General features: G+C 56.4%; 17 protein-coding genes, 3 tRNA genes, 3 rRNA genes and 1 pseudogene. 15 read left to right on the top strand and 9 right to left on the bottom strand.

Annotated elements, in window-relative coordinates:
- Window positions 1-179: 179 nt before the first annotated feature.
- Window positions 180-1,586 carry an L-serine ammonia-lyase gene (locus tag ACOBR2_RS17860; RefSeq protein ID WP_420237451.1) on the bottom strand — a complete coding sequence of 469 codons (1,407 nt, stop codon included), beginning with the start codon at window positions 1,584-1,586 and terminating at the stop codon, window positions 180-182.
- Between the two features lie 779 nt (window positions 1,587-2,365).
- Here ACOBR2_RS17860 and ACOBR2_RS17855 point away from each other — a divergent pair.
- The 9 genes and pseudogenes from ACOBR2_RS17855 (at window position 2,366) to ACOBR2_RS17815 (ending at window position 10,998) form a co-directional block, all read left to right on the top strand.
- A complete protein-coding gene (locus ACOBR2_RS17855; RefSeq protein ID WP_420237450.1) occupies window positions 2,366-2,524 on the top strand; it encodes a hypothetical protein in 159 nt (52 codons plus the stop codon).
- A 290-nt stretch (window positions 2,525-2,814) separates the two neighbouring features.
- A 16S ribosomal RNA gene (locus ACOBR2_RS17850) occupies window positions 2,815-4,314 on the top strand.
- A gap of 247 nt (window positions 4,315-4,561) precedes the next feature.
- A tRNA-Ile gene (locus ACOBR2_RS17845) sits at window positions 4,562-4,638 on the top strand.
- Between the two features lie 117 nt (window positions 4,639-4,755).
- Window positions 4,756-4,831 (top strand) — tRNA-Ala (locus ACOBR2_RS17840).
- 361 nt (window positions 4,832-5,192) lie between these two features.
- Window positions 5,193-8,113 (top strand): 23S ribosomal RNA (locus ACOBR2_RS17835).
- A gap of 206 nt (window positions 8,114-8,319) precedes the next feature.
- Window positions 8,320-8,435: ribosomal RNA gene (rrf, locus tag ACOBR2_RS17830) — 5S ribosomal RNA — on the top strand.
- Together the 16S, 23S and 5S rRNA genes with 2 tRNA genes alongside form the textbook arrangement of a ribosomal RNA operon.
- A 131-nt stretch (window positions 8,436-8,566) precedes the next feature.
- On the top strand, window positions 8,567-9,340 hold the full coding sequence (locus tag ACOBR2_RS17825; RefSeq protein ID WP_420237449.1) for a sulfite exporter TauE/SafE family protein: 774 nt from the start codon (window positions 8,567-8,569) through the stop codon (window positions 9,338-9,340).
- 235 nt (window positions 9,341-9,575) lie between these two features.
- Window positions 9,576-10,603 (top strand): annotated as a pseudogene (locus ACOBR2_RS17820) (IS630 family transposase).
- Window positions 10,564-10,998: a bacteriohemerythrin gene (locus ACOBR2_RS17815; protein ID WP_420240034.1), complete on the top strand. Its 435-nt coding sequence runs from the start codon at window positions 10,564-10,566 to the stop codon at window positions 10,996-10,998. Before ACOBR2_RS17820 ends, ACOBR2_RS17815 begins: the two are co-directional and overlap by 40 nt.
- A gap of 396 nt (window positions 10,999-11,394) precedes the next feature.
- Here the strand turns inward: ACOBR2_RS17815 and smpB are convergent, their stop codons facing one another.
- Window positions 11,395-11,946: an SsrA-binding protein SmpB gene (gene smpB, locus ACOBR2_RS17810; protein WP_420237448.1), complete on the bottom strand. Its 552-nt coding sequence runs from the start codon at window positions 11,944-11,946 to the stop codon at window positions 11,395-11,397.
- A gap of 208 nt (window positions 11,947-12,154) precedes the next feature.
- Between smpB and ACOBR2_RS17805 the strand changes: the two genes are divergently transcribed.
- From ACOBR2_RS17805 to ACOBR2_RS17790, 4 genes are read left to right on the top strand one after another with little or no spacing between them, the layout of a single operon-like run.
- Window positions 12,155-14,722, top strand: coding sequence for a cohesin domain-containing protein (locus ACOBR2_RS17805; RefSeq protein ID WP_420237447.1), 2,568 nt, complete (start codon window positions 12,155-12,157; stop codon window positions 14,720-14,722).
- Window positions 14,719-15,213, top strand: coding sequence for a type II secretion system protein (locus ACOBR2_RS17800; RefSeq protein WP_420237446.1), 495 nt, complete (start codon window positions 14,719-14,721; stop codon window positions 15,211-15,213). Before ACOBR2_RS17805 ends, ACOBR2_RS17800 begins: the two co-directional genes overlap by 4 nt.
- 14 nt (window positions 15,214-15,227) lie before the next feature.
- A complete protein-coding gene (locus ACOBR2_RS17795; RefSeq protein ID WP_420237445.1) occupies window positions 15,228-15,629 on the top strand; it encodes a type II secretion system protein in 402 nt (133 codons plus the stop codon).
- A 47-nt stretch (window positions 15,630-15,676) separates the two neighbouring features.
- Window positions 15,677-16,390: a hypothetical protein gene (locus tag ACOBR2_RS17790; RefSeq protein WP_420237444.1), complete on the top strand. Its 714-nt coding sequence runs from the start codon at window positions 15,677-15,679 to the stop codon at window positions 16,388-16,390.
- Window positions 16,391-16,425: 35 nt separating this feature from the next.
- Here ACOBR2_RS17790 and yihA read toward each other — a convergent pair whose 3' ends face one another.
- The 7 genes from yihA to ACOBR2_RS17755 all read right to left on the bottom strand — a co-directional run bounded on the left by yihA (window position 16,426) and on the right by ACOBR2_RS17755 (window position 20,212).
- Window positions 16,426-17,010: a ribosome biogenesis GTP-binding protein YihA/YsxC gene (yihA, locus tag ACOBR2_RS17785; RefSeq protein WP_420237443.1), complete on the bottom strand. Its 585-nt coding sequence runs from the start codon at window positions 17,008-17,010 to the stop codon at window positions 16,426-16,428.
- Between the two features lie 158 nt (window positions 17,011-17,168).
- Window positions 17,169-17,837, bottom strand: a complete 669-nt coding sequence (locus ACOBR2_RS17780) for an outer membrane protein (protein WP_420237442.1) — start codon at window positions 17,835-17,837, stop codon at window positions 17,169-17,171.
- Window positions 17,838-18,203: 366 nt separating this feature from the next.
- Window positions 18,204-18,689 carry a hypothetical protein gene (locus ACOBR2_RS17775; RefSeq protein WP_420237441.1) on the bottom strand — a complete coding sequence of 162 codons (486 nt, stop codon included), beginning with the start codon at window positions 18,687-18,689 and terminating at the stop codon, window positions 18,204-18,206.
- A gap of 324 nt (window positions 18,690-19,013) precedes the next feature.
- A tRNA-Glu gene (locus ACOBR2_RS17770) sits at window positions 19,014-19,088 on the bottom strand.
- A gap of 139 nt (window positions 19,089-19,227) precedes the next feature.
- The gene (locus ACOBR2_RS17765) at window positions 19,228-19,503 is read right to left on the bottom strand and encodes a DUF507 family protein (protein WP_420237440.1); all 276 of its coding nucleotides are present in this window, start codon (window positions 19,501-19,503) and stop codon (window positions 19,228-19,230) included.
- On the bottom strand, window positions 19,500-19,778 hold the full coding sequence (locus tag ACOBR2_RS17760; protein ID WP_420237439.1) for a DUF507 family protein: 279 nt from the start codon (window positions 19,776-19,778) through the stop codon (window positions 19,500-19,502). The genes ACOBR2_RS17765 and ACOBR2_RS17760 overlap by 4 nt, the downstream gene beginning before the upstream one ends.
- An 83-nt stretch (window positions 19,779-19,861) precedes the next feature.
- Window positions 19,862-20,212, bottom strand: a complete 351-nt coding sequence (locus ACOBR2_RS17755) for a (2Fe-2S) ferredoxin domain-containing protein (RefSeq protein WP_420237438.1) — start codon at window positions 20,210-20,212, stop codon at window positions 19,862-19,864.
- 213 nt (window positions 20,213-20,425) lie between these two features.
- Between ACOBR2_RS17755 and ACOBR2_RS17750 the strand changes: the two genes are divergently transcribed.
- A complete protein-coding gene (locus ACOBR2_RS17750; RefSeq protein WP_420237437.1) occupies window positions 20,426-20,935 on the top strand; it encodes a hypothetical protein in 510 nt (169 codons plus the stop codon).
- 2 nt (window positions 20,936-20,937) lie between these two features.
- Window positions 20,938-22,770, top strand: a complete 1,833-nt coding sequence (gene recJ / locus ACOBR2_RS17745) for a single-stranded-DNA-specific exonuclease RecJ (protein WP_420237436.1) — start codon at window positions 20,938-20,940, stop codon at window positions 22,768-22,770.
- Window positions 22,771-22,789 lie beyond the last annotated feature (19 nt).

Genomic DNA, 22,789 nt, shown 5'->3' with positions numbered 1-22,789 from the left:
TGCAGTTGAAGAATGTATAGATTCATGCTGCATCGATGTCAAGAAAAAAAGGAGCCACACAGGAAAATCGTATACGCAATTTTCTCTTTGCCGGGGAGTCTCGTTTTTGAAGATTCATGGTCGTATGCATTCGTGTCCATTCTTCGGTCACTGCAAGGCGTGTGGCTTTGCAGTCAGGCTCAGCACTCGATGCGATTCAGCGCCAGTCCGGCCAAGCTCGTCTCCTTATAACGTGCCTGCATATCCATTCCGGTAAGGTACATGGTGCGGATCACCTGATCGAGGCTGACCTTGTGTTCGGGACCTTCGTTCATGGCGATGCGTGCCGCATGGATGGCCTTGGCTGCGGCCATTGCGTTGCGCTCGATGCAGGGAATCTGCACCAGTCCGCCGATGGGGTCGCAGGTCATGCCCAGGTTGTGTTCCATGGCGATTTCGGCGGCGTGTTCAACCTCTCCATTGCTGCCGCCCATGGCAGCAGTCAGGCCAGCCGCAGCCATGGAGCAGGCCACGCCCACCTCACCCTGGCAACCTACCTCAGCTCCACTGATGGACGCATTCTCTTTGTAGAGAATGCCGATGGCCGCCGAGGTCAGGAAGAAGCGTTCGATGCCGTCCTCGTTCGCACCTGTGCCGAAGCGCTGATAGTACTGCGCCACGGCGGGTACTACGCCTGCTGCGCCATTGGTGGGCGCTGTCACGACACGACCGCCGGCAGCGTTCTCTTCATTCACCGCCATCGCCCACACCGTCAGCCAGTCCAGCGGAGCCAGCACCGACGGACCGCGTTTCTCCGTCTCACGCGTACGCAGCAACTCCGCCATGCGACGGGCGCGGCGCTTCACATTCAAACCACCGGGCAGTGTGCCCTCGGCCAGCATGCCGCGCTCGATGCACTCCTGCATCGTCTGCCAGAGGCGTGCAATGCCTGCCCGCACAAACTCGGAGGGCGACTGTGTGCTCGTGCGCGGAGCCAGCGCACACTCGTTCTCGAACATCAGCTGACTGATCGTCAGCTCGTTGTTGGCCGCAACTTTGAGCAGTTCTTCGGCGCTGTGAAAGGGAAACGGCACGGGGACAGTTGTTGCGGAGATCGACTCTTCACCGTCTTCGGTAATGAATCCCCCACCGATGGAAAAGTAGGTGCGCTCGTCTACGATTGCCCCGGCCGCATTGCGTGCGCGCAGACGCAATCCGTTAGGGTGCGAGTTCTTCGCGCCGGGCGGCGTCATCGTCTCCTGCAGAAAACGTAGATCGCGCTCCTCCGCGAATTCGATAACCTGCTCGCCCGCCAGCGCAATTTTCTTCTCATGGCGGATGCGCGCGATGGTGGGTGTCATTGCTGTGGGGTTGATGGTGGCAGGGTCGTTCGCTTCCAGTCCCAGAAGAACGGCGTGGTCCGTTGCATGGCCTTTGCCGGTGAGCGCCAGTGAGCCGTAGAGTTCAGCCTCAATGCGCGCTACGTTGTTGAGCAGTCCACTCGCTTTGAGTCCGGAAGAAAAACGGCAGGCGGCACGCATCGGTCCCATGGTGTGCGAACTCGATGGGCCAACCCCAATTTTGTACAGGTCAAACAAACTCGTCATATCGGATCAGATTGTAGCTGGTGTGGGGAAGATGCACGGAAGAGGAAGAAGGGAAGTTTGTAGGGTGGCAGGAATTCTGGATCGCATAGGGGGCGAAAGGCGGTCTATTTGCGCAGAGGGGGAAGCCTATAGGGAGGAATCTACATATATGGAGTGGATCGACAGGCCAGGAGGGGGAAGGGATGAAGCGGGGATGGGAGCGCCTGGATAGGTAGGAGCAGGCACAATAGGTCGAGCCTGGCGCCTCTTATGTGGGTAAGACAAAGAGGTTGCGGGTATTTCAGGAAGAAGCTTGCCTTTCTGCCTGACCTTTGATAGTCTTGGAAAGTTGTCGCAAGACAGCGGTTCACAAGCGAAGTACTGACCGAGCCCGCGAAGAGGCCAACAAGTACCAGCCAAAATGTAAACCGCAAGATTGTGAAAACAAGAGATTTGCAAAACTAAGAGGTTGATGCTACTCTTAGAAAGTCGCCGAAAGGGGACAGCCACTCAGGAGCGGTTAAACGGTAAGTTTGCCGGGATTGAGTGGGGTAAGCCGAGAAAAACAAGGCTTGCAAAACTAAGAGAGGTTTGCTACTCTTAGAAAGTTGTTTGAAGGGCAGTGGAGCTTCCTGGTGGCCATGATGGCCTGCCTGCAAAGGAGAAGGGAAGCCGGTTCGTAGGGTTGGCTGGGCTTATCGCTCCTGACCCCTGTAGGGAATCCCGCAGAGAACAACCCATTGCAGCACCCAGGGACTTAAGTCCTTGTGAGCCTTAGTGGCTCAAGCGCAGAGCGCTGGATGCTCATTGAAAGATTTGTGCGCAGTGTGACCTTCCGGTTGCAGTCTGAGCGGCTTAAGTACCGGTTTTCCGACGGTTCGAAGGGATGGAATCAGCGGGACGCTGACCTGCTTCGAGGGGAAAACGAGGAACTTGACAAGGCCGAGCGGAACTGGTAAGATAAGGAAGGCGCAAGACGAAAGCGACGGCGACAAGCTGAAGCGGACGAAAGCGCAACAAGTTCGGGGACACCTTGACGTAAGTTGAGGCCCGATCCAAGGCAAACCGCTTAGGCGGATCTTGCTCAAGGATCTTTGAAAATTAGTTGAACGTGCCAGTCGTGAGATGCGATCAGGTTTTGCTTGATCATCTTACAAGGTAAGAAGCACCAGCAGCCCGCTACTTCGGTAGCCCGCTGGTGCAAGTCGAATCACCTCTGACCTCCGTCAGAGGCTCGACGAGAACAGTTTCAAACGAGAGTTTGATCCTGGCTCAGAATCAACGCTGGCGGCGTGCCTAACACATGCAAGTCGAACGAGAAAGGGTAGCAATACCTGAGTACAGTGGCGCACGGGTGAGTAACACGTGACTAACCTACCCTGGAGTGGGGAATAACTGGAGGAAACTTCAGCTAATACCGCATAACACCTACGGGTCAAAGGAGCAATTCGCTTCAGGAGGGGGTCGCGGCCGATTAGTTAGTTGGCGGGGTAATGGCCCACCAAGACGATGATCGGTATCCGGCCTGAGAGGGCGCACGGACACACTGGAACTGAAACACGGTCCAGACTCCTACGGGAGGCAGCAGTGGGGAATTTTGCGCAATGGGGGAAACCCTGACGCAGCAACGCCGCGTGGAGGAAGAAGTATTTCGGTACGTAAACTCCTTTCGATCGGGACGATAATGACGGTACCGAGAGAAGAAGCCCCGGCTAACTTCGTGCCAGCAGCCGCGGTAATACGAGGGGGGCAAGCGTTGTTCGGAATTATTGGGCGTAAAGGGTGCGTAGGCGGTTTTGTAAGTCTCTTGTGAAATCTATGGGCTCAACTCATAGACTGCAAGGGAAACTGCAGGGCTTGAGTATGGGAGAGGTGAGTGGAATTCCTGGTGTAGCGGTGAAATGCGTAGATATCAGGAGGAACACCTGTGGCGAAAGCGGCTCACTGGACCATAACTGACGCTGATGCACGAAAGCTAGGGGAGCAAACAGGATTAGATACCCTGGTAGTCCTAGCCCTAAACGATGACTGCTTGGTGTGACGGGTACCCAATCCCGCCGTGCCGTAGCTAACGCGTTAAGCAGTCCGCCTGGGGAGTACGGTCGCAAGGCTGAAACTCAAAGGAATTGACGGGGGCCCGCACAAGCGGTGGAGCATGTGGTTTAATTCGACGCAACGCGAAGAACCTTACCTGGGCTCGAAATGTTATGGACCGCGGTGGAAACATCGTTTTCTCGCAAGAGACCGTAATATAGGTGCTGCATGGCTGTCGTCAGCTCGTGTCGTGAGATGTTGGGTTAAGTCCCGCAACGAGCGCAACCCTTACCTCTAGTTACCATCATTTAGTTGGGTACTCTAGCGGAACCGCCTCGGATAACGGGGAGGAAGGTGGGGATGACGTCAAGTCCTCATGGCCTTTATGTCCAGGGCTACACACGTGCTACAATGGCCGATACAAACCGTCGCAAACCCGTGAGGGGGAGCTAATCGGAGAAAGTCGGCCTCAGTTCGGATCGCAGTCTGCAACTCGACTGCGTGAAGCTGGAATCGCTAGTAATCGCGGATCAGAATGCCGCGGTGAATACGTTCCCGGGCCTTGTACACACCGCCCGTCACATCACGAAAGTGGGTTGCACTAGAAGCCGGTGAGCTAACCGCAAGGAAGCAGCCGTCCAAGGTGTAATTCATGATTGGGGTGAAGTCGTAACAAGGTAGCCGTAGGAGAACCTGCGGCTGGATCACCTCCTTTCTAAAAGAGAACCGGCGCTTGGCAAGTTGTTCCGCGATAGCGGAGCGCAGATGCAAATCGGCGTAAACTTTCAAGTGTCCACCCCGAGCAATCGGGAGTTCATGATCAGGCTTCTTTGCCTTGATACCCATCCATGATGGTCAGGAGCGGCCTAGCTGCTCCGCACGTTCAACTAGTCCTCGAAACCTTTTTTAACAACGAATGAGGATGTCTGAGAACCGCTTTCGAGCGGGTCAACGGCCAACGCGGGCCTGTAGCTCAGTTGGTTAGAGCGCACCCCTGATAAGGGTGAGGTCGGTAGTTCGAATCTACCCAGGCCCACCATGATCAGCTTCCAGCCGCTAGCTTATAGCTTTCAGCTAGAAAGTTAGTGATTGGGATTAGGCTGAAGGCAAAAGGCATTCTGGCTGAAAGCTAGAAGCTAAAGGCTAGCAGCTAACTGGGGCTGTAGCTCAGTTGGGAGAGCACCTGCTTTGCAAGCAGGGGGTCATCGGTTCGATCCCGATCAGCTCCACCAAATCATTCGCTGTTTCCTGACCGCAATCATCAAGGTGGTTTCGATCAGGAAACAGGCCGCAAGGCTGGTTTCCGTGACCTTAGGGTCTGCGACGATGAGTCGCTTGGATGTTTGACAATTTAATTGATTGGGTCATTCCTCTGGAATGTAACCAGCAGACCGTGAGGTTCGCGAAGTTACGAGTTATCCAGAGCGAATGTAAGAATACAAGGCCGAGCAATTACTAATGCAAATTGGTAAATGTTCGAATTATGAAGAGTGTCTTTAGGAATCAGATGAAAGTGATCTGATCTCAAGGCGTGGACCTAATTAACGCACAACAGGACGCAGTGATGCGACCCTGCGCTGGAGTTAATTCTATGGTCAAGCTACTAAGGGCGCACGGTGGATGCCTTGGCAGAGATAGGCGATGAAGGACGTGGCAAGCTGCGATAAGCTTCGGTAAGCCGCACACAGGCGTTATAACCGGAGATTTCCGAATGGGGAAACCCTCCTAAGCAAACCTTAGGAATCACCAACTGAATACATAGGTTGGTTGAAGCGAACTGGGGGAAGTGAACCATCTCAGTACCTCAAGGAAAAGAAAGAAACCTCGATTCCGTAAGTAGTGGCGAGCGAACGCGGAACAGCCCAAACCCGTAGCATTTCGGTGCTTCGGGGGTTGTAGGGTCCGAAACAGTAGAGTTACCAATCTGGTTGTTAGCTGAATCTTCTGGGAAGGAGATCCATAGAGCGTGACAGACGCGTAGGCGAAAACAATCCAGACTCGAATCGGATACCTGAGTAAGGCGGGGCACGTGAAACCCTGCTTGAATCCACGGGGACCATCCCGTAAGGCTAAATACTAATCTCTGACCGATAGTGAACCAGTACCGTGAGGGAAAGGCGAAAAGAACCCCGACGAGGGGAGTGCAAAGTACCTGAAACCGTGTGCCTACAAGCAGTGGGAGGACTATGCCCGTAAGGGAATGTCTGACCGCGTGCCTATTGCATAATGAGCCGGCTAGTTATTCTTGTCAGCAAGGTTAAGCGTAAGCGAGCCGCAGCGAAAGCGAGTCTGAATAGGGCGATTAAGTTGGCAGGAATAGACGCGAAGCGGGATGATCTACCCATGGCCAGGATGAAGGTGCGGTAACACGCACTGGAGGTCCGAACCGGTGTTTGTTGAAAAAAGCTCGGATGAGCTGTGGGTAGGGGTGAAAGGCTAATCAAATTCCGTGATAGCTCGTTCTCTCCGAAATAGCTTTAGGGCTAGCCTCGGACGAATTGCACTGGTGGTAGAGATATGGATGGACTAGGGGGCTTTCCGGCTTACTGAATCCAACCAAACTGCGAATGCCAGTGACAACATATCCGGGAGTCAGACTGCGGCGGCTAAGCGTCGTAGTCGAGAGGGAAACAGCCCAGATCGCCTGCTAAGGTCCCCAAGTTACAGTTAAGTGGGAAAGGAAGTCGGAACGCTCAGACAGCCAGGAGGTTGGCTTAGAAGCAGCCATCCTTTAAAGAAAGCGTAATAGCTCACTGGTCAAGCGGTCCGGTGCCGACAATACAACGGGGCTAAAACTGTACACCGAAGCAGCGAATGCACACACTAGGTGTGTGCGTGGTAGGAGAGCATTCTCAACAGCATTGAAGCCAGACTGAGAAGACTGGTGGAGCGTTGAGAAGAGACCCTGCCGGCATAAGTAGCGATAACGGAGGTGAGAACCCTCCGCGCCGAAAGTCTAAGGTTTCCTGAGGAAGGTTAATCCGCTCAGGGTTAGGCGGTACCTAAGTCGAGGCCGAGAGGCGTAGACGATGGACATCCGGTTAATATTCCGGACCTCCCAATGTTCGTTTGACGATGGGGTGACGCAGAAGGATAAGCAGGCCGTCCTATGGCTATGACGGTTGATGCACGTAAGCTGGAAGTGGCAGGCAAATCCACCACTTCTTAACAGTGAGGTGCAAAACAGGCCCGTATGGGATTCAGCTGCTGATTTCACGCTGCCAAGAAAAACCTCTAAGGAGAACAACGGGAACCGTACCCCAAACCGACACAGGTAGACGAGGAGAATATCCAAAGGCGCTCGAGTGAAAGCTCGTTAAGGAACTCGGCAAATTGGCTCCGTAACTTCGGGAGAAGGAGCGCCCACCATCTGGTGGGCCGCAGTGAAGCGCGAACGGCGACTGTTTAACAAAAACACAGGTCTCTGCAAAGTCTAAAACGACGTATAGGGGCTGACGCCTGCCCGGTGCCGGAAGGTTAAAAGGAGAGGTTAGCGCAAGCGAAGCTTTGAATTGAAGCCCCGGTGAACGGCGGCCGTAACTATAACGGTCCTAAGGTAGCGAAATTCCTTGTCGGGTAAGTTCCGACCTGCACGAATGGCGTAACGATCGTTCGACTGTCTTAACGAGTTGCTCGGCGAACTTGTAGTACCGGTGAAGATGCCGGTTACCCGCAGCTAGACGGAAAGACCCCGTGCACCTTTACTACACCTTAACTATGGGTTATGATTCTCGCTGCGCAGGATAGGTGGGAGGCTTTGAAATCAGGTTCTCGGACTTGATTGAGCCAACGGTGAGATACCACCCTGCGATAGTTGTGACTCTAACCTGCTCCCGTGATCCGGGAGAGGGACATAGTTAGGCGGGTAGTTTGACTGGGGCGGTCGCCTCCTAAATTGTAACGGAGGCGCGCGAAGCTACTCTCAGGCCGTTTGGAAATCGGCCGTCGAGTGCAAAAGCATAAGAGTGGTTAACTGTGAGACCTACAAGTCGAGCAGGTACGAAAGTAGGCTTTAGTGATCCGGTGGTTCTGTATGGAAGGGCCATCGCTCAACGGATAAAAGGTACGCCGGGGATAACAGGCTGATCATTGCCAAGAGTTCATATCGACGCAATGGTTTGGCACCTCGATGTCGGCTCATCGCATCCTGGAGCTGTAGAAGGTTCCAAGGGTTAGGCTGTTCGCCTATTAAAGCGGTACGTGAGCTGGGTTCAGAACGTCGCGAGACAGTTCGGTCCCTATCTGCTGTGGGCGTAGGAGATTTGAGAGGGCCTGTCCTTAGTACGAGAGGACCGGGATGGACGAACCTCTTGTGTTCCAGTTGTCATGCCAATGGCACGGCTGGGTAGCGAAGTTCGGTTATGATAACCGCTGAATGCATATAAGCGGGAAGCATGCCTCAAGATGAGATCTCCCTGAAGGGCCCAGAAAGACCATCTGGTTGATAGGCTGGAGGTGGAAGCGCAGTAATGCGTGTAGCTTACCAGTACTAATCGCCCGTTCGGCTTGTCCATAGAATTAACTCCGCGCAGTCTTGAGCGGACATTCTTCAAGCCTCGTGTTCACCCAATCAATTAAAATGTCGCAAGCTCGATATACGAGCAAGTTTGTGGCGCTAGGTTGCATGCCGCGTTCCTGCAAGGCCTGGGAGAAAAAATCCAGTCCACGCAGATGCCGAGGCTAGCTGAGGAAAAACAACCTCCAGGCGCTCACCAAGTTTGCCGGTGGCCATACCGCGAGGGATCACCCGTTCCCATCCCGAACACGGAAGTTAAGCCTCGCTGGGCCGATGGTACTGCACGGGTAACTGTGTGGGAGATTAGGACACCGCCGGCATCAATATCGACAAGTAAGCCCGCTCCTTTGAGCGGGCTTACTTGCGTTTGTATACTTATTCTGGGAAAACGCCCTCCTCCGCAGAATCCTGATGCATACAATTTTCAACGACTTCCTGAGAAAATAGAATCATGTGTACCCTTCCCCATCTACTGCTTGCCATGGCCGCTGCCTTTTTAGCTGGCGCGATCAACTCCATTGCCGGCGGAGGAACACTTATTACCTTTCCAGCCCTGATTGGATTGGGTCTGCCTGCAGTTACTGCAAACACCACTTCTACAGTTGCCATTTGGCCGGGCTCTCTTGGTTCCATGTGGGGGTTTCGGCGAGAGATTCAGCGGATTCCATTGCACCTGAAGCTGTTGGCGATCCCTTCGGTGGTGGGCGGCTTGATTGGAGCCATGTTGCTGCGGGTAACTCCAGCCGGAATCTTTGAGCACCTGGTTCCTTACCTGATTCTGTTTGCCACGTTGTTATTCACCATCCAAGCTCCAGTGCAGAAGCAGTTGAACAAGTTGATTCAGCAGGACCGCAAGGGTGCGATGTGGCAGGTGGGCGCATTTACCATGCAGTTCTTTGTGGGAATTTATGGTGGCTACTTTGGTGCGGGGATGAGCATCATGATGCTGACGGCGCTGGCCCTGATCGGCATGGAAGACATTCTGGAGATGAGCGCGCTAACCAGCTTTCTGAGCCTCTGTACGAACGGCGTGGCATCGCTACTGTTTATCGCGGAGAAGATGGTGGTGTGGCCCTACGTGTTTGGCATGATGGGGGCGGCGCTCTTGGGGGGCTGGGTTGCCGCCAAGGGGGCACGCCGGGTGGGCAAGAAGGTTGTGCGCCGGTTTGTCATCTGTGTGGGCGTTACGATAGCGATTGCGCTGCTGGTAAAGAGCGGCCTGTGAAGACCAGAGTCTGCTGAAGAAAAGCCCGCTCCATGGAGCGGGCTTTGTGCGTCTTGGGCGAAGCGAGCTTACTTTAAAGAAACTACTTTCTGAGCCGATAGCAGAATCAGAAATCATTCGAGTAAAGTCTAAGGAGAGATCATGGCCCTGTTTACATGGGACGATAGCTATTCTGTGGGTATTATTGACTACTGCATAAATAATGCAATAATACTTTCAGAGGTACGGTACCCCTATGCCCAGACTGAAGGCAAGTGCCGAGCTTTTGGAAGACCGTCGCCGTCGTGCTTTAGCGCTGTTGGATGAAGGCTGCTCGCTCAACGAAGTCGGACGACAGATAGGATGTAACGCGAGTTCAGTGATGCGCTGGCGCGATGCTCGACGGCAGCGCGGAGACGATGCTTTGCAGGTCCGTTTTTCTCCTGGACGCCCCCTGAAGTTGGGTGCTACTGAGCGCAAGAAGCTTGTTCGGCTGTTGCTCAAGGGGCCGATGGCTCAGGGTTATCGCACCAATCTGTGGACCACCGCACGCATTGCCGCGTTGATCGAGAGCGAGTTCGGCGTGAGCTACCACCCGGATCACATAGGCCGGTTGATGCACGATCTCGGTTGGACTCCGCAGAAGCCGGAACGACGCGCTCTGGAGCGCAACGAAGAAGAGATCGAGCGTTGGAAACAAAAAGAGTGGCCGCGTATAAAAAAAACGCCACAAGGCTGGGCGCCCACATCGTCTTTGCCGATGAATCGGGCTTCTTGATGATTCCCAACGTGGTCAGAACCTGGGCGCCACAAGGGGAAACACCTATCCACCGCCATCGCCAAGGACAGCGCGACAAGATCTCGGTGATCTCGGGAATTTCCGTCAGCCCTGGACGACATCATCTCGGTCTCTACTATCTTCTTTTTTACGACAACATCGGGCAGGAGGAGGTCTGTCTGTATTTGCGCGAACTGACGCGCCTCCTGCGCGGCCCGATCATTCTGCTCCTCGACAACTCATCGACGCACAAGGGAAAGCCTATCGAGCAATTTCTCGAAAAGCATCCCCGGCTGCGCATCGAGCACTTTCCGTCCTATGCCCCGCAACTGAATCCAGACGAAGGCGTCTGGTCATTGGCCAAGCGGGAACTGGCCAACAGCTGCCCAAAGGATGTGGACGAACTGATGGAAGACATACTTGGCTCCATTGACGGAATTCGGAACTCGCAGGCAAAACTGCGCGGCTGCATCGCCCAATCCGAGTTGTCCATTTCTTTGCGCTGAATCATTGCATTATTTATGCAGGAATCAATAAGGACATTGATGGTCAACATAAAAAACTGGTAGATACATTGAATCAACTGCATCAGGGCATGCTTAATCGCCACTCCCGCGAAGAGACAGGAGCGCTACTGAAGCAGCTTGCGACGTACACGGTGGATCATTTTGCGACGGAGGAACGGTATTTTATCCGCGCACAGTATCCCAAGGCGAGCGAGCACAAAGCACTTCACATTGAGCTGACCGATCAGGTCAAGAGTTACATTGCCCGCTTTGAGAAGGGTGAAATCTCGCTGGATATTCACCTGCTGGACTTCCTGCGCAAGTGGCTGATGAACCATATTCTGAAAGAAGACATGGAATACAGGCAGTGTCTGAACAAGGCCGGGATTCGGTAGGTGTTAGGTTCTAGTTTTGAGCTGTTGACGTTCATGGGAATTCGCCCCGGAGGGGTGGTGGGATGCTGCGGCTCAAAGTTGTTTTTCGCTGAAATTCAGAGCGCCCCTCCGGGGCGCTCCTTTTCTTTGGGGCAGCAAATTCCGGGTTTCGCTATGCTTCATCCGGGACTATATTCCTCTCGGGGTGAAAAAAGAAAGATAAATACAGCCGGTGATGTGAAGGTCAACAGGCCATAGGGTTCTGTCTCTAAAGTTCGTGGCGGCAGAGGCAAAAAGCAACCGCAGATCCTTCTCCTCCCTGCGGTCGCTCAGGAGGACAGGCTGGATATTGATGAGAATTTCAGAGACGGGACCCCCGAGAGAATTGCCACTGGGTACAGCTACTCTGTTTTTGCTCTAGTGTCCCATCTTGTGTTTGCTGGCATTGATGGCGGAGCGGGCTTCGCGGTCGGCTTCGCGGCGGCGTTCGGTCTCGCGTTTGTCCCAGTCCTGCTTGCCCTTGGCCACTGCCAATTCGCACTTGACCTTGCCGTGGCGGAAGTAAAGCCGCACGGGGATGAGCGTATGGCCTTTGATCTGCGTCTTGGACTGTAGCTTACGAATCTCCTCGGCGTGCAGCAGCAGTTTTCGCGTCCGGGTTTCTTCGTGGTTATCGTAGCTGGCGTGGGAGTACGGACCGATATGCATGTTCAGCAGAAAAGCTTCGCCATTTTTGACGAGTCCGTAGGCGTCGCGCAAGTTGGCGCGGCCTTCGCGGATGGACTTGACCTCGGTTCCACGCAGGGCTACCCCAGCCTCGAATTTTTCCAGCAGGAAGTATTCGTGGTACGCAGCACGGTTCTGAGCCGCATCGCGATCACCGCTGGCCACAGGATCACGCGGGCGGGCTGGTTTGGCCTGTCCGGGAGCTGTTTTAGCGACGATAACGTGACTGGTCTGACGTGGCATGATGAAAAAACCTCGAATCTTCATCCTAAAGCAAAACTGGGGTCCGGTGTGTCTCGAAGTCAATCTACTGAGGCTGGCGTGAGCAACAGGAAGCGTCAAGCCAGCAAATTGCTTCTCAGAATGCAGTTGGACTGGTTTTGCTCAAGCATCGGCGGCGAGTTTCGACGCGCTTTAAAGGGGTTTTGCTAAAATGAGGGATCGTAGGCCGATGAATTTAGCCGTTTCAGGCCCTGAAGCCGAGAACGACAACACTTGCGTCGAGGGTAGCCAAGGCTGCCCGCCAGGACCCGCCGAAGGCTGCGGTCCGGCCATGACGCCCGGGAGTTCGATGAACCGCCGCACTCAGTTTCCGGTCGTGACCGGACATGTTTCTTCTCGACTGCTCACCGCTATTCTTGTTCCAGCTCTTGCGGCCAGCTTTGGTTTCAGTACCGTCCGCCTGTACGCCAAGTCGGCGGATCTGAACCATTCCGCCTCCTACTACTTCAAGCATGGCGAAGATGCCGAGCAGCGTCAGGATTACGACAGCGCTTTCGACAATTACCGCAAGGCCTGCGCCAAGGACCCCAAAGACATTCGCTATCGCCAGGCGCTGACTCACATCCGGCTTTCGGCTGCTGCCACACATTTGGAGCGGGGCCGCAAGATGGCCGCCTCGGATGAGAATCAGGCCGCACTGACGGAGTTCCTGTACGCAGCCGAGATCGATCCCTCCAACGAGGCCGTCCAGCAGGAGATTGCCAGGCTGCGCGTCAAGCAGGGCCAGCAGCCCTTGCCGGCAGATGCCGCTGTGCCGCGCATTGAGGATCCTGATCAGGACATTGCCAGCATCGGCTCTCCCACTTTGCTCAAGCCGCTGTCGAACGAGCCCATCTCTCTGCACATGACCGAGGACGCCAAGGTGGTCTATCAGGCCATTGGCAAGGCGGCTGGAATCAATGTGCTCTTCGATCCGGATTTCAGCTCGAAGCACGTACAGGTGGACTTGAACAACGTATCCCTTTTTGATGCGCTGCGCATTGTGGGTACGCTGAGCAATACCTTCTCGCGTCCCATCACCAGCAACAGCCTGTTTGTAGCCCAGAACAGCCGCACCAAGCACACGGATCTGGACGAGCAGGCTGTGCAGACCTTCTACCTGACCAATGCCTCCCAGCAGAACGATCTGAACGACATTCAGACGGCGGTGCGCAACGTGCTGCCCAACGCCAAGGTCTACGGCGTGGCCGGTCAGAACGCCATTGTGGTGCGCGGTACACCCGATGAACTGCTGCTGGCCCAGAAGCTGATCAACGATCTGGACAAGGCCCGCGCTGAAGTCGTCATCGACATTGCCATCATGGAAGTCAGCAAGAGCTGGGAGCGGACGATCGGCCTTAGCTGGCCGAGCAGCTTCGCCGCATCGCTGACCACGTCCAGCACTTCCAGCAGCAGTTCCAGTTCGACCACCCTGTATACGCTGGCCAACGCCACGTCCAGCAACATTGCGGTTACGGTGGGATCGGCGACGCTGAACATGCTGCTGACCGACGACAACACCAACATTCTGCAAAGTCCGCGCATCCGCGCTACCGACTCGCAGAAGGCCACCATGAAGATCGGTTCGCGTATCCCGGTGGCCACTGGTTCCTACTCGTCTACCACGACGACCACCACCAGTTCGCTGGTGAACACCCAGTTCCAGTACATCGACGTGGGCGTCAACATCGAAGTTACTCCCACCATTCATTACGATCACGACATCACGCTGAAGATGAAGATCGAGGTCAGCTCGGAGAGCGGCACCACGACCATCAGCGATGTGACCGAACCCATCATCAGCCAGCGCGTCATTGATCAGGTGATTCGTCTGAAGGAGGGCGAGGCAAGCATTCTGGGCGGCATTCAAGACGACCAGACCACGCTCAACTGGACGGGCGTCCCCGGCCTCAGCTCCATTCCGATCCTCAAGTACCTCTTCGGTTCAAAGGATCACAGCATCTCGAACGATGATCTGGTGTTTGTCGTAGTGCCGCACATTGTGCGCAGCCAGGACGTGAGCCAGCAGAACCTGCGTGCGGTTGATACCGGCAATGGACAGGTTATCTCCCTGCGCCGTTCTGACCAGTCGGCACCGCAACAGCCTCCGCTGTCTCCGCCAGCATCCAAAATCCTGCCGCCTCCGTCGGCACCGCCAGTCAATCATCCTGTTGCTGCCGCGCCGCCAATCGCAGGTATCAAGGCGCAAACGGCTCAGGCTGCTGCGCCGACTGCCCTGCAGCAGATGCGGGACGCGGCTCAGGCGACCTCGGCTCCGGTCATCGCTGCGGCCTCACCGGCAGCTGCAACAGCGCCTGCCGCAGCAGTGCCGCCCGCGCTTACCTTTGCGTTGCCTACGCCGCCCGCTACCGCATTGGTGATGGGCAATGTCTTTCAGCTTCCCGTCCTGATCAGCAACGGCACCGACATTTCCAGTGTGCCGCTGCAGCTTAAGTACGATCCGGCCAGGATTGAGCTGGTGAACGTAGCCACCGGTGACCTGTTGCGCCGTGACGGCCAGACCGCATCCATGGTCAAGCGGGACGACGGCCCGGGTAATCTGACGCTAGTTGTTTCGCGGCCTCCGGGTTCGAGCGGCGTAAGTGGCTCCGGCACGGCAGTCACGCTTGGCTTCCTGGTCAAGAGCGCTGGCCCGACCACCATTACCATGACCCGCGCCGGCATTCTGAACAGTAACCAGACGCCGGTTTCAGCACCAGCACCCAAGCTGGACCTGACCCTGACGGACAAGAAGTGACGCAACTCAGCCAACACGAGCCCAAGGCCGCGGCTGCTCCCAGACGAGCAGCCGAGCGCGGCCTCACGCTTGTCGAGCTGATCGTTACCATCACGATTCTTTCCATTCTGGCTGGAGCGGCTGTGCCCATCGCCCGCTTTCAGGTCAAGCGCCAAAAGGAACGCGAGCTGCGCTATGACCTGTGGATGATGCGCGACGCCATTGACCACTACAAGGACGCAGCCGACCGTGGCGCATTCCAGACCAAGGTGGACAGCCAGAACTATCCGCCCGACCTGGAGACGCTGGTGAGCGGCGTCGACGTGCAGAGCAAGAAGGTGCGCTTTCTGCGCCACATTCCCATCGATCCCATGACCGGCAAGACTGAATGGGGCATGCGCAGCATGCAGGACGATCCGAACTCCGATTCCTACGGTGGTCAGAGCGTTTTTGACGTCTACTCCAAATCCCAGGACAAAGCCCTGGATGGCACCAAGTACTCCACCTGGTAAACGGAAGGCCCTACGTGCGTAGTCAACGTCAAACCGAAGCAGGCTTCACGCTCCTGGAGCTGATGGTCGTCATGCTCATCATCGGCATCCTGGCGACTCTGGCCATGCCCCGCTTTGCCGCCGCCATCCGGAGCGCCCGCGAAGCAGTGCTCAAGGAAGATCTGCACGTGATGCGCGCCGCCATCGACAGCTACACCATGGACAAGCAGAAGGCCCCCCAGTCGCTCGACGATTTGGTGCAGGAGGGCTATCTGAAGATGATTCCTGAAGACCCGATGACCCACGCCAAAGAGAGCTGGGTTCCGAATATGTCCGATTCGATGAGCACCGTGGACCAGACCGACCCAGGCATCGACGACGTACACTCCGGCTCCGACGAAACCGGTTCCGACGGCCAGCCGTATTCAAGCTGGTAGAGCGGCACGACTCGCCACTCTGCCAGCTTTTCTTTCTTCTGAATCCGATGAACACGCTGCCGCACGCCACAGACGCCGCTCTCCGCGACCAGATCGAGGCCGTTTACGTCTGCTATCGCGCCCTTGAACCCGGCTCGGGATTGGGTGGCGCTTTCCTCTTTGCCGGGGAACTAACCGAAAAATCCGACCCCATGCTGCGCGCAGCCAGCATCGCCGGAGCGGCCTCGCTGGCGGCTTCTGCCGATCAGGAAAACTGCAAAAAAGCTCTGCGCGACGGCGCCGTCGACTTTCTGGTGAACTCGCTCGATGAGGCTCTGCGCATTCTCAAAAATGAGATTCGCAAACGCCAGCCCGCGGCTATTGCGGTCAGCCGACCTATTGAGGAGATTGCCGCCGATCTGCTGGAACGCGCGGTGCAGCCTGAGCTGCTCTTCTCCGATCCTGCCCATTCCGCCGTGCTTACCGCTTCTTTCGAGCAATTCACAAAATTCGGCGCTCGACCGTTGCAGCCTGCCGTACTGCCTGTAAGCGAAGCCTTCTACCTGTGGCCTCTGGCTGCGGGCTGGTTACGCCCTGCTGCCGGTCTGGAAGTGCATCTTGCCACTCTGCTACCAGAGCTTGCGGAGCAGGAAAGACGCTGGCTGCGCCTGAGCCCGCGCTATTTGGGCGCAAAGGCTCGGCGGTTGCGCTCGCTCGGCTGCGATGAAACCACCGCCGCCCGGCTCGGCGCTTTCTTCAGCATTGCTCCGTCAGCTTCCTGATTTTTATATGTGAACTGCTGCAGAAAGAACTTCAGTTACAGTGAAATCTCTTCGACCATGGCCCAAAGATTCTGAATGCCAGCCTTGGTCTTGGCGCTCAGGGGCAGAATTTCTTCCACCTCAAGGTCCTTGCGCAGGGCGTTCAGGTTGCGGGTGCGCTCATTGCCGCTCAGGCGGTCGGTTTTGGTGGCCACCACAACAAATTTGCGGTCGATCGAACGCAGCCACTCGATGAGCTGCTTGTCGTTCGGCTGCGCGGGAATCTTGGAGTCCACCAGGCAGACGCACAACGCCAACTGCGGACGCGCAGCTACATAGGGCTCAATGAACTTGGGCCACTCGGCCGAGATCGATTTGCTGATCTTGGCAAAGCCGTAGCCGGGCAGATCCGCAAAGATGCTGCGGGGCACACTGCGGTCGTCCACAAGCTTGAAGAAGTTAATGGCCCGGGTACGACCCGGGGTGGAGGAGACCTTGGCCGCCTTGGCTCCGACCAGCGCGTTCAGCAGGCTGGATTTGCCCACATTCGACCGGCCTAAAAAGGCGATTTCGGGCGTCTCGCCCATGGGAAACTGTCCCTCAGAGAGGGCCGACAACATAAATTCCGCAGATAAACGCATACTCTTCCAGTCTACCCGTATTCCGGGCAAGATTTTGCCTGTCTGCGCTTCCTCTTGCTTTTGCGGAACAAAGAGCGAAAGGGCAGGCCACGGATTCCGCGTGCCTGCCCGTTTTGCCTTGCATCAGCGCCCCGCCGTGGGCATTTTTCAGCGAATTTTCAGCGAATATTGTCCAGAATGCGCTGCTGCCTGGAGCTGCGGAAGCGGTAGACCACGCTGAGGCTGCCGACCGGCGTCCAGGTGGAACCGGTGCTGACCATCGGAACCGTCCAGTGCTGTTGCAGATAATCGGCTTTGATCGACCAGCGACCAAACAGGTGATAGTCGACTCCGCCTCCGACGGCGTACACGTTGCTGGCCCAATCCACATAGTAGTAGTCTCCGTAGGCGTACCCACTGGGGAACTGGATCTTGCCCCGCCCGTATTCCCCGCTGCCATACAGTTTGAACTTCCCGAAGCGGTGGCCTAGATTCACACCCCCCATTCCGCTGCGCTCTGCCGCCGCACTGCCGTTCTGCAGGGGGTAGATGCCACGCACCTCCAGGCTCGGTTCCAGATGAAAGATCGGACGAAAGTCCCGTTGCAAGCCCAGGATTCCCGAGGTGTTCCAGCCGTTGATCTGCGTGTTGAGCCCGGCTGCCCCGGCAAACAGATTCCATTCGCCCCCATGATCACGAATCTTATCTACCGAATCTACTTCCTCTTCGTAGTCATCGTCCTGGCTGGCAGCCACCGGCGACTGCACCTGACAGACGGCCTTCGGAATCGCTGGAGCCACAACGAGCGCTCCCACAAAAAGCAGAAAAAACAGCTTGAACCGCACCATTTCCAACCCTCTCCGTGCATGCACACTGGAGCCTGCATCCTGCCAGGCAGAAGCAGACAAAATCCCCGTCGATTCTGCGAGGTCACGCAGTATCGACGAATTCATTTGTTAGTTGTGCATGAAGGGCAAAGCCTTTACGGAGAGAAGGAAGAAGGGCGCACAGCTTGCGCCCAACCCGTTTTTTATTGGGGACGGACAATGAACGTCTCGTCTGGAGACGTGAAAAATTGGTTTGAGGAAGACATGCAGTCTGTGGCGACTCAGGCCAGAGCTGTCGGAAAGCATACCTTTCCGACAGAGTCTCTCTTCCCGTTCATGGGCACAGAAATGTCGCCGCAGATGATGGGAATCACTGATCCGCGGTCTTTACTCTGCGGTGGGCAGAACGTCTTCAATCCCCGTCCAGGGTCCGCCTTGAACCACGAGGTACTTCAGGTAAAGTTCGGCACCCGTGCGATCTGCCGATGCAAGCAAGTTGCGGGCAGCTTCCTGCACTCGCTCATTGGCCAGAGCCGTGTAGTCAAAGCTCTCCTCGATCATGCCCTCGGAATGGGGGATTTCGAGCAAGTCCAGAAAGCTGATAATTACGGCAAGGTGCTGGCTGAGGAGGTACTTCTTCAGCAGATCATCCACGATCGGGTCAGGAAGGGACAGGGTTGTCGCTGTCCAGTTGACCAGCCGCTCCGGCGAACTTTTGCGGACAAAGACCTCACGCAGGTTTTTCACTTTGGCCAGCGTGGCAATGAAGAACTGCTTCTCAGCGCCCTTTGACTCAGCCCAAAATACTTTACTAACGGCGACACGAATCTCTTCGGGCAATTGCCGCCAAACACGATTTGCAGAAACTGACATCAGTGGTCCTCTCGTACATTGAATCGGAAGGTTCAGTCTAGATGATAAAGGCTGCGGGAAAAGTTTGTACGGTGCGGCTGAGGCTGGTGGGGAGCAAGAGGAAGATTGGACGGTGCATCACTGTGACCGATTTTTGTCCTGAGGATCCGATAGAGCAAAATCAGGAAAGGTAGCTCCAGAAAAATCGTGCAAGGTTGCCGCTCCCTGATGGCACGGCAACTTTTGACCTGTGGCTTGCGGGTACAGCATCCCTGATTTTGCTATAGATGTATTTTCAGGCAAAAGCAAAGCCCGCTCGATTGAGCGGGCTTTGCAGAACTTTTTTGGTAGCGCTACCGGGAATCGAACCCGGGTTTTAAGATTGAGAATCTCACGTCCTAACCCCTAGACGATAGCGCCACACTGCGGGGGGCAGCCGCAAGCGGCCACTTGTTTACTGTAACAAAAATTTGCCCTGCTGCCAAAGCCCGGACAGTGGAAAACCCACCCGCCCGGCCCGTCGATGCGTGGGCCTGAGCGGGAAGAGCTTCCCAAGCAACTAGATGCCCAGCTTGCGCACTTCGTCGTTGTAGTACTTCCGGTAAAGGATCTCCCATTCCTGGGTGCCTTCCTGGATGATCTTGCGCTGGTTGGAAATCTTCAGGCGGGCGGCCTGATCGATCTTCGACTCTTCGTCGAGCACAGCTTCCAGTGCCTTGCGGGCCTCCTGGCGGATGGTGTTGCGATCCTCCAGAAAACCTACCGGGTCGGTTTCGGCCAGGGTGTCAGCCACTACGTGGGCCAGCTTGTTCAACTTGTCGCGGCTGATCCTCATAGCACCGCCTTGTACTTGCGCGCCAGTTCCGTCTTCACTTTCTTGAACATTTCGGCATACTGGGCGCCGGATTTGCGCATTTCTTCGGAGTACGCCTCAAGAATCACGCGCACTTCTTCGTTGATGCGATCTTCGAGTGAGAGTTCGTCAATCAGTCCCTCACTCACGCGCTCCTCGGTCGCCTTTTGGTCACTGGTCGTGATCATCTTGGCGTCGATGAGGTGCTTGACGGTGCGGCGGGCTAGATACCCAATGTAATCGCGAGAGAAAATCATGGGTTGAAGGCTCAGAATAAACTACAGCGCGTGGTTATGTACACCGTTTAGCGATGAATCCTTGCCGCATCCTGGTCCGGCTTTCAGCCGCAGTGGGGGCAGGCACGATTATTCAGGCACTCGTCGGAGATGCGCAGCCGTTCCACCGGCCGTCCTGCCACAAGATGCTCGCGCACAATGGCTTCGGCATCTTCCGGCGTCACGTTGCCGTACCAGACCGCCTCCGGGTAGACCACCATGACCGGCCCGTGTTCGCACTGGTCCAGGCAGCCGGACTTGTTGATACGCACTTTTCCGGCCAAACCGGCATCTTTGGTCAGTTTTTGCAGGCGGGCATGCAGTTCCAGGGTGGCGTCGGAAGAGCAACTACAGCGCGGCGCACCCTCCGGACGACTGTTATGACAGACAAATACATGACGTTCAAAAGGCGGCATGGAACGATCCTCCAGGGAAGGTGGGGCGTGAACTGCTTCAGTGTAAAGCTTTCAGCCTTCAGCTCTCAGCTATTTAGTTCTGGTTCATTGGTGCAATCGGTCTGTTTGTGCCAATGCCGCCTGTCCTTTGCTCCCTGTTCTCTGCTCTCTGTCCTCTGGCGTTTCAACCTTTTTCCCCGCACCCCAGCCCAATCTGCGAGAATGTAAGTGATTATGAGCATCGAAAACCTTGCCGCATTGAAAGACGATATGGTGGCCTTCATCACTGGCCACGGTATCAAGCGCCTGCCCGGATACATCACCGAAGAAGTTCCTTCCATCGTTTGGGAAGATCAGGACAATCCTGACTCCTGGAAGGACTTCGTGGAGATGGCCAAGCATGTGGGCGCTCCCTTCATCACCTACAGCGAGGTCAAGCTTGAAGAAGATGAGCTGGATCTGCTGACGGAAGAAGCTCGCGAAATGAACTTCCCCGACGACGAAGCCGCTGAGCTGACCGAGGCCACTTGGCTGCGTCAGTTTACCGGTAAGGTCGGCTACATTCAGCTGGGCTTTGTTCATCAGGGCGTCACCATTCTGCATGAGACCACCACCGAGTGGTACGAGCGCTTCCAGGATCTGATGGAAGACCTCGAAGAGTTCCAGAACATCGTCATCGAAGACGAGCAGGAAGGCTGTGGCGGTGGCTGCGGCTGCGGTCACGATCACGACGAGGAAGAGTAAACGTGGTCGTAAATGCCCCCATGGCGCGGCGTGAGCCGCGCCAGCGCTGGGAGTTTATCGAGCATGATCGCGCTGCAGCGGCTACACTGGCCGCTGCGGCGCGGCTTCCCGAAGTGCTTGCCGAACTGCTTGTTGCGCGCGAGATTCTCTCTGCTGCCGCCGCTTTTCGCTTCCTCAATCCCTCCTATGAACATCTGAACGATCCGCTGCTGATGCGCGGCATGCAGACGGCCGTTGAACGGCTGGAGCAGGGCATTGCCACGCGTGAGCCCGTTCTGCTCTACGGTGATTACGACGTGGACGGCACCACTGCCGTCGTTCTGCTGAAGACCACCATCGAGATGCTGGGCGGCGTGGTCCGCTATCATGTGCCGCACCGTTTGCGTGAAGGCTACGGCATGCGCTCTTCGGTGCTGGAAGACGCCTACGCTGAGGGTGTGCGTCTGGCCATTACCGTGGACACCGGCATTCGCGCCTTTGCCGAGGCTGAGACAGCCGCGCGCCTGGGCATGGACCTGATCATCACCGATCATCATTTGCCCGAGGCTGGCGAGGCTGTTCCGCCGGCGCTGGCCGTGCTTAATCCCAATCAGTCCGGCTGCACGTATCCTGAAAAATTTTTGTGCGGCGCGGCTGTGGCCATGAAGCTGGCGCAGGCCGTTCTGGAGCGCAAGGACGCGGTGCGCACCCGGGAAAAGATTCTGCCCAGCTTTTTGAAGATGGCTGCCATTGCCACCATTGCCGACGCGGTGCCGTTGCGGGGTGAGAATCGCGTGATTGCGGCGCTTGGCCTGAGCGAGTTGCGCCATCCTGCCGGAGCGGGTCTGCGCGCGCTCTTTCAGGTGGCCGCGCTGGACCCATCCTCCAAGCCCGTCACTGGCTTTGACGTGGCCTTCCGCATTGCGCCGCGCATCAACGCCGCAGGGCGCATGGACGTGGCCAGCGAAGTTATCGAGCTGTTCACTACCCGCGATGCGCAACGCGCCATGGACCTTGCCGCCAAGCTCGAACAGCTGAATCAGGAACGCCGCGCCACGGAGGCCGAAGCGCTGGCTGTGATTGAAGAGCGCCTGGCCACCGATGCGCAACTGATCGCCGACCGCCTGCTGGTGGTGGAGGGCGAGGGCTGGCACCGCGGCGTGATCGGCATTCTGGCCTCACGCGTGGTGGAACGCACGGCCAAGCCCGCGCTTGTGGTCAGCATTGAGGACGGTGTGGCGCATGGCTCCGGCCGCTCGGTGGACGGCTTCCATCTGCTGAACGCCATTGAAAGTTGTGCCGATCTTTTCACTCGTTTTGGTGGCCACGCCTTCGCGGTTGGCTTTGCCATGCCGGCTGAAAATCTGGATGCGCTCAAGGAACGCCTGCGTGCCTACGCCGCTGAAAAGCTGGCTGCGCGTGAGCCGGAACGTGTGCTGAAAATTCACGCCGAGCTGCGGCTGGACCAGATTACGCCCGTGCTGGTGGGCTGGCTGCGCAAGCTGGAGCCGCTGGGCCATGGCAACAACGAGCCGGTTTTTGTGGCCCGCCGGGTGCGCGTGCTTAGTACCCCTCGTGTGATGAAGGAACGCCATCTGCGGCTGGAGTTGGCGCAGGCCGATCTGAGCGGTGTGCGCGCCGGTTCCAGCGGAGCCATGCGCTCCGTGGGCTGGGGCATGGCCGCCCGTGCTACAGAACTGCGCATTGAGCAGGGAAGCGAGATCGACGTGGCCTACCGCATTCGCGAGAATGACCACCCCCAGTACGGCGGCATTGAGATTGAGATTCAGGGCTTTGAGTTGAGCGAATCTGCCGACGTAGCCCCGGATTTTTCTTCCCCGCGCAATCCGGCGTAAAGTGGTTTTGTACTCTTTG

The sequence above is a fragment of the Telmatobacter bradus genome (genome assembly GCF_048629425.1).
GTDB lineage: Bacteria > Acidobacteriota > Terriglobia > Terriglobales > Acidobacteriaceae > Telmatobacter > Telmatobacter bradus.
Note: the sequence above shows the minus strand (reverse complement) of the source record. Positions and strands in the feature narration are given on the sequence as shown.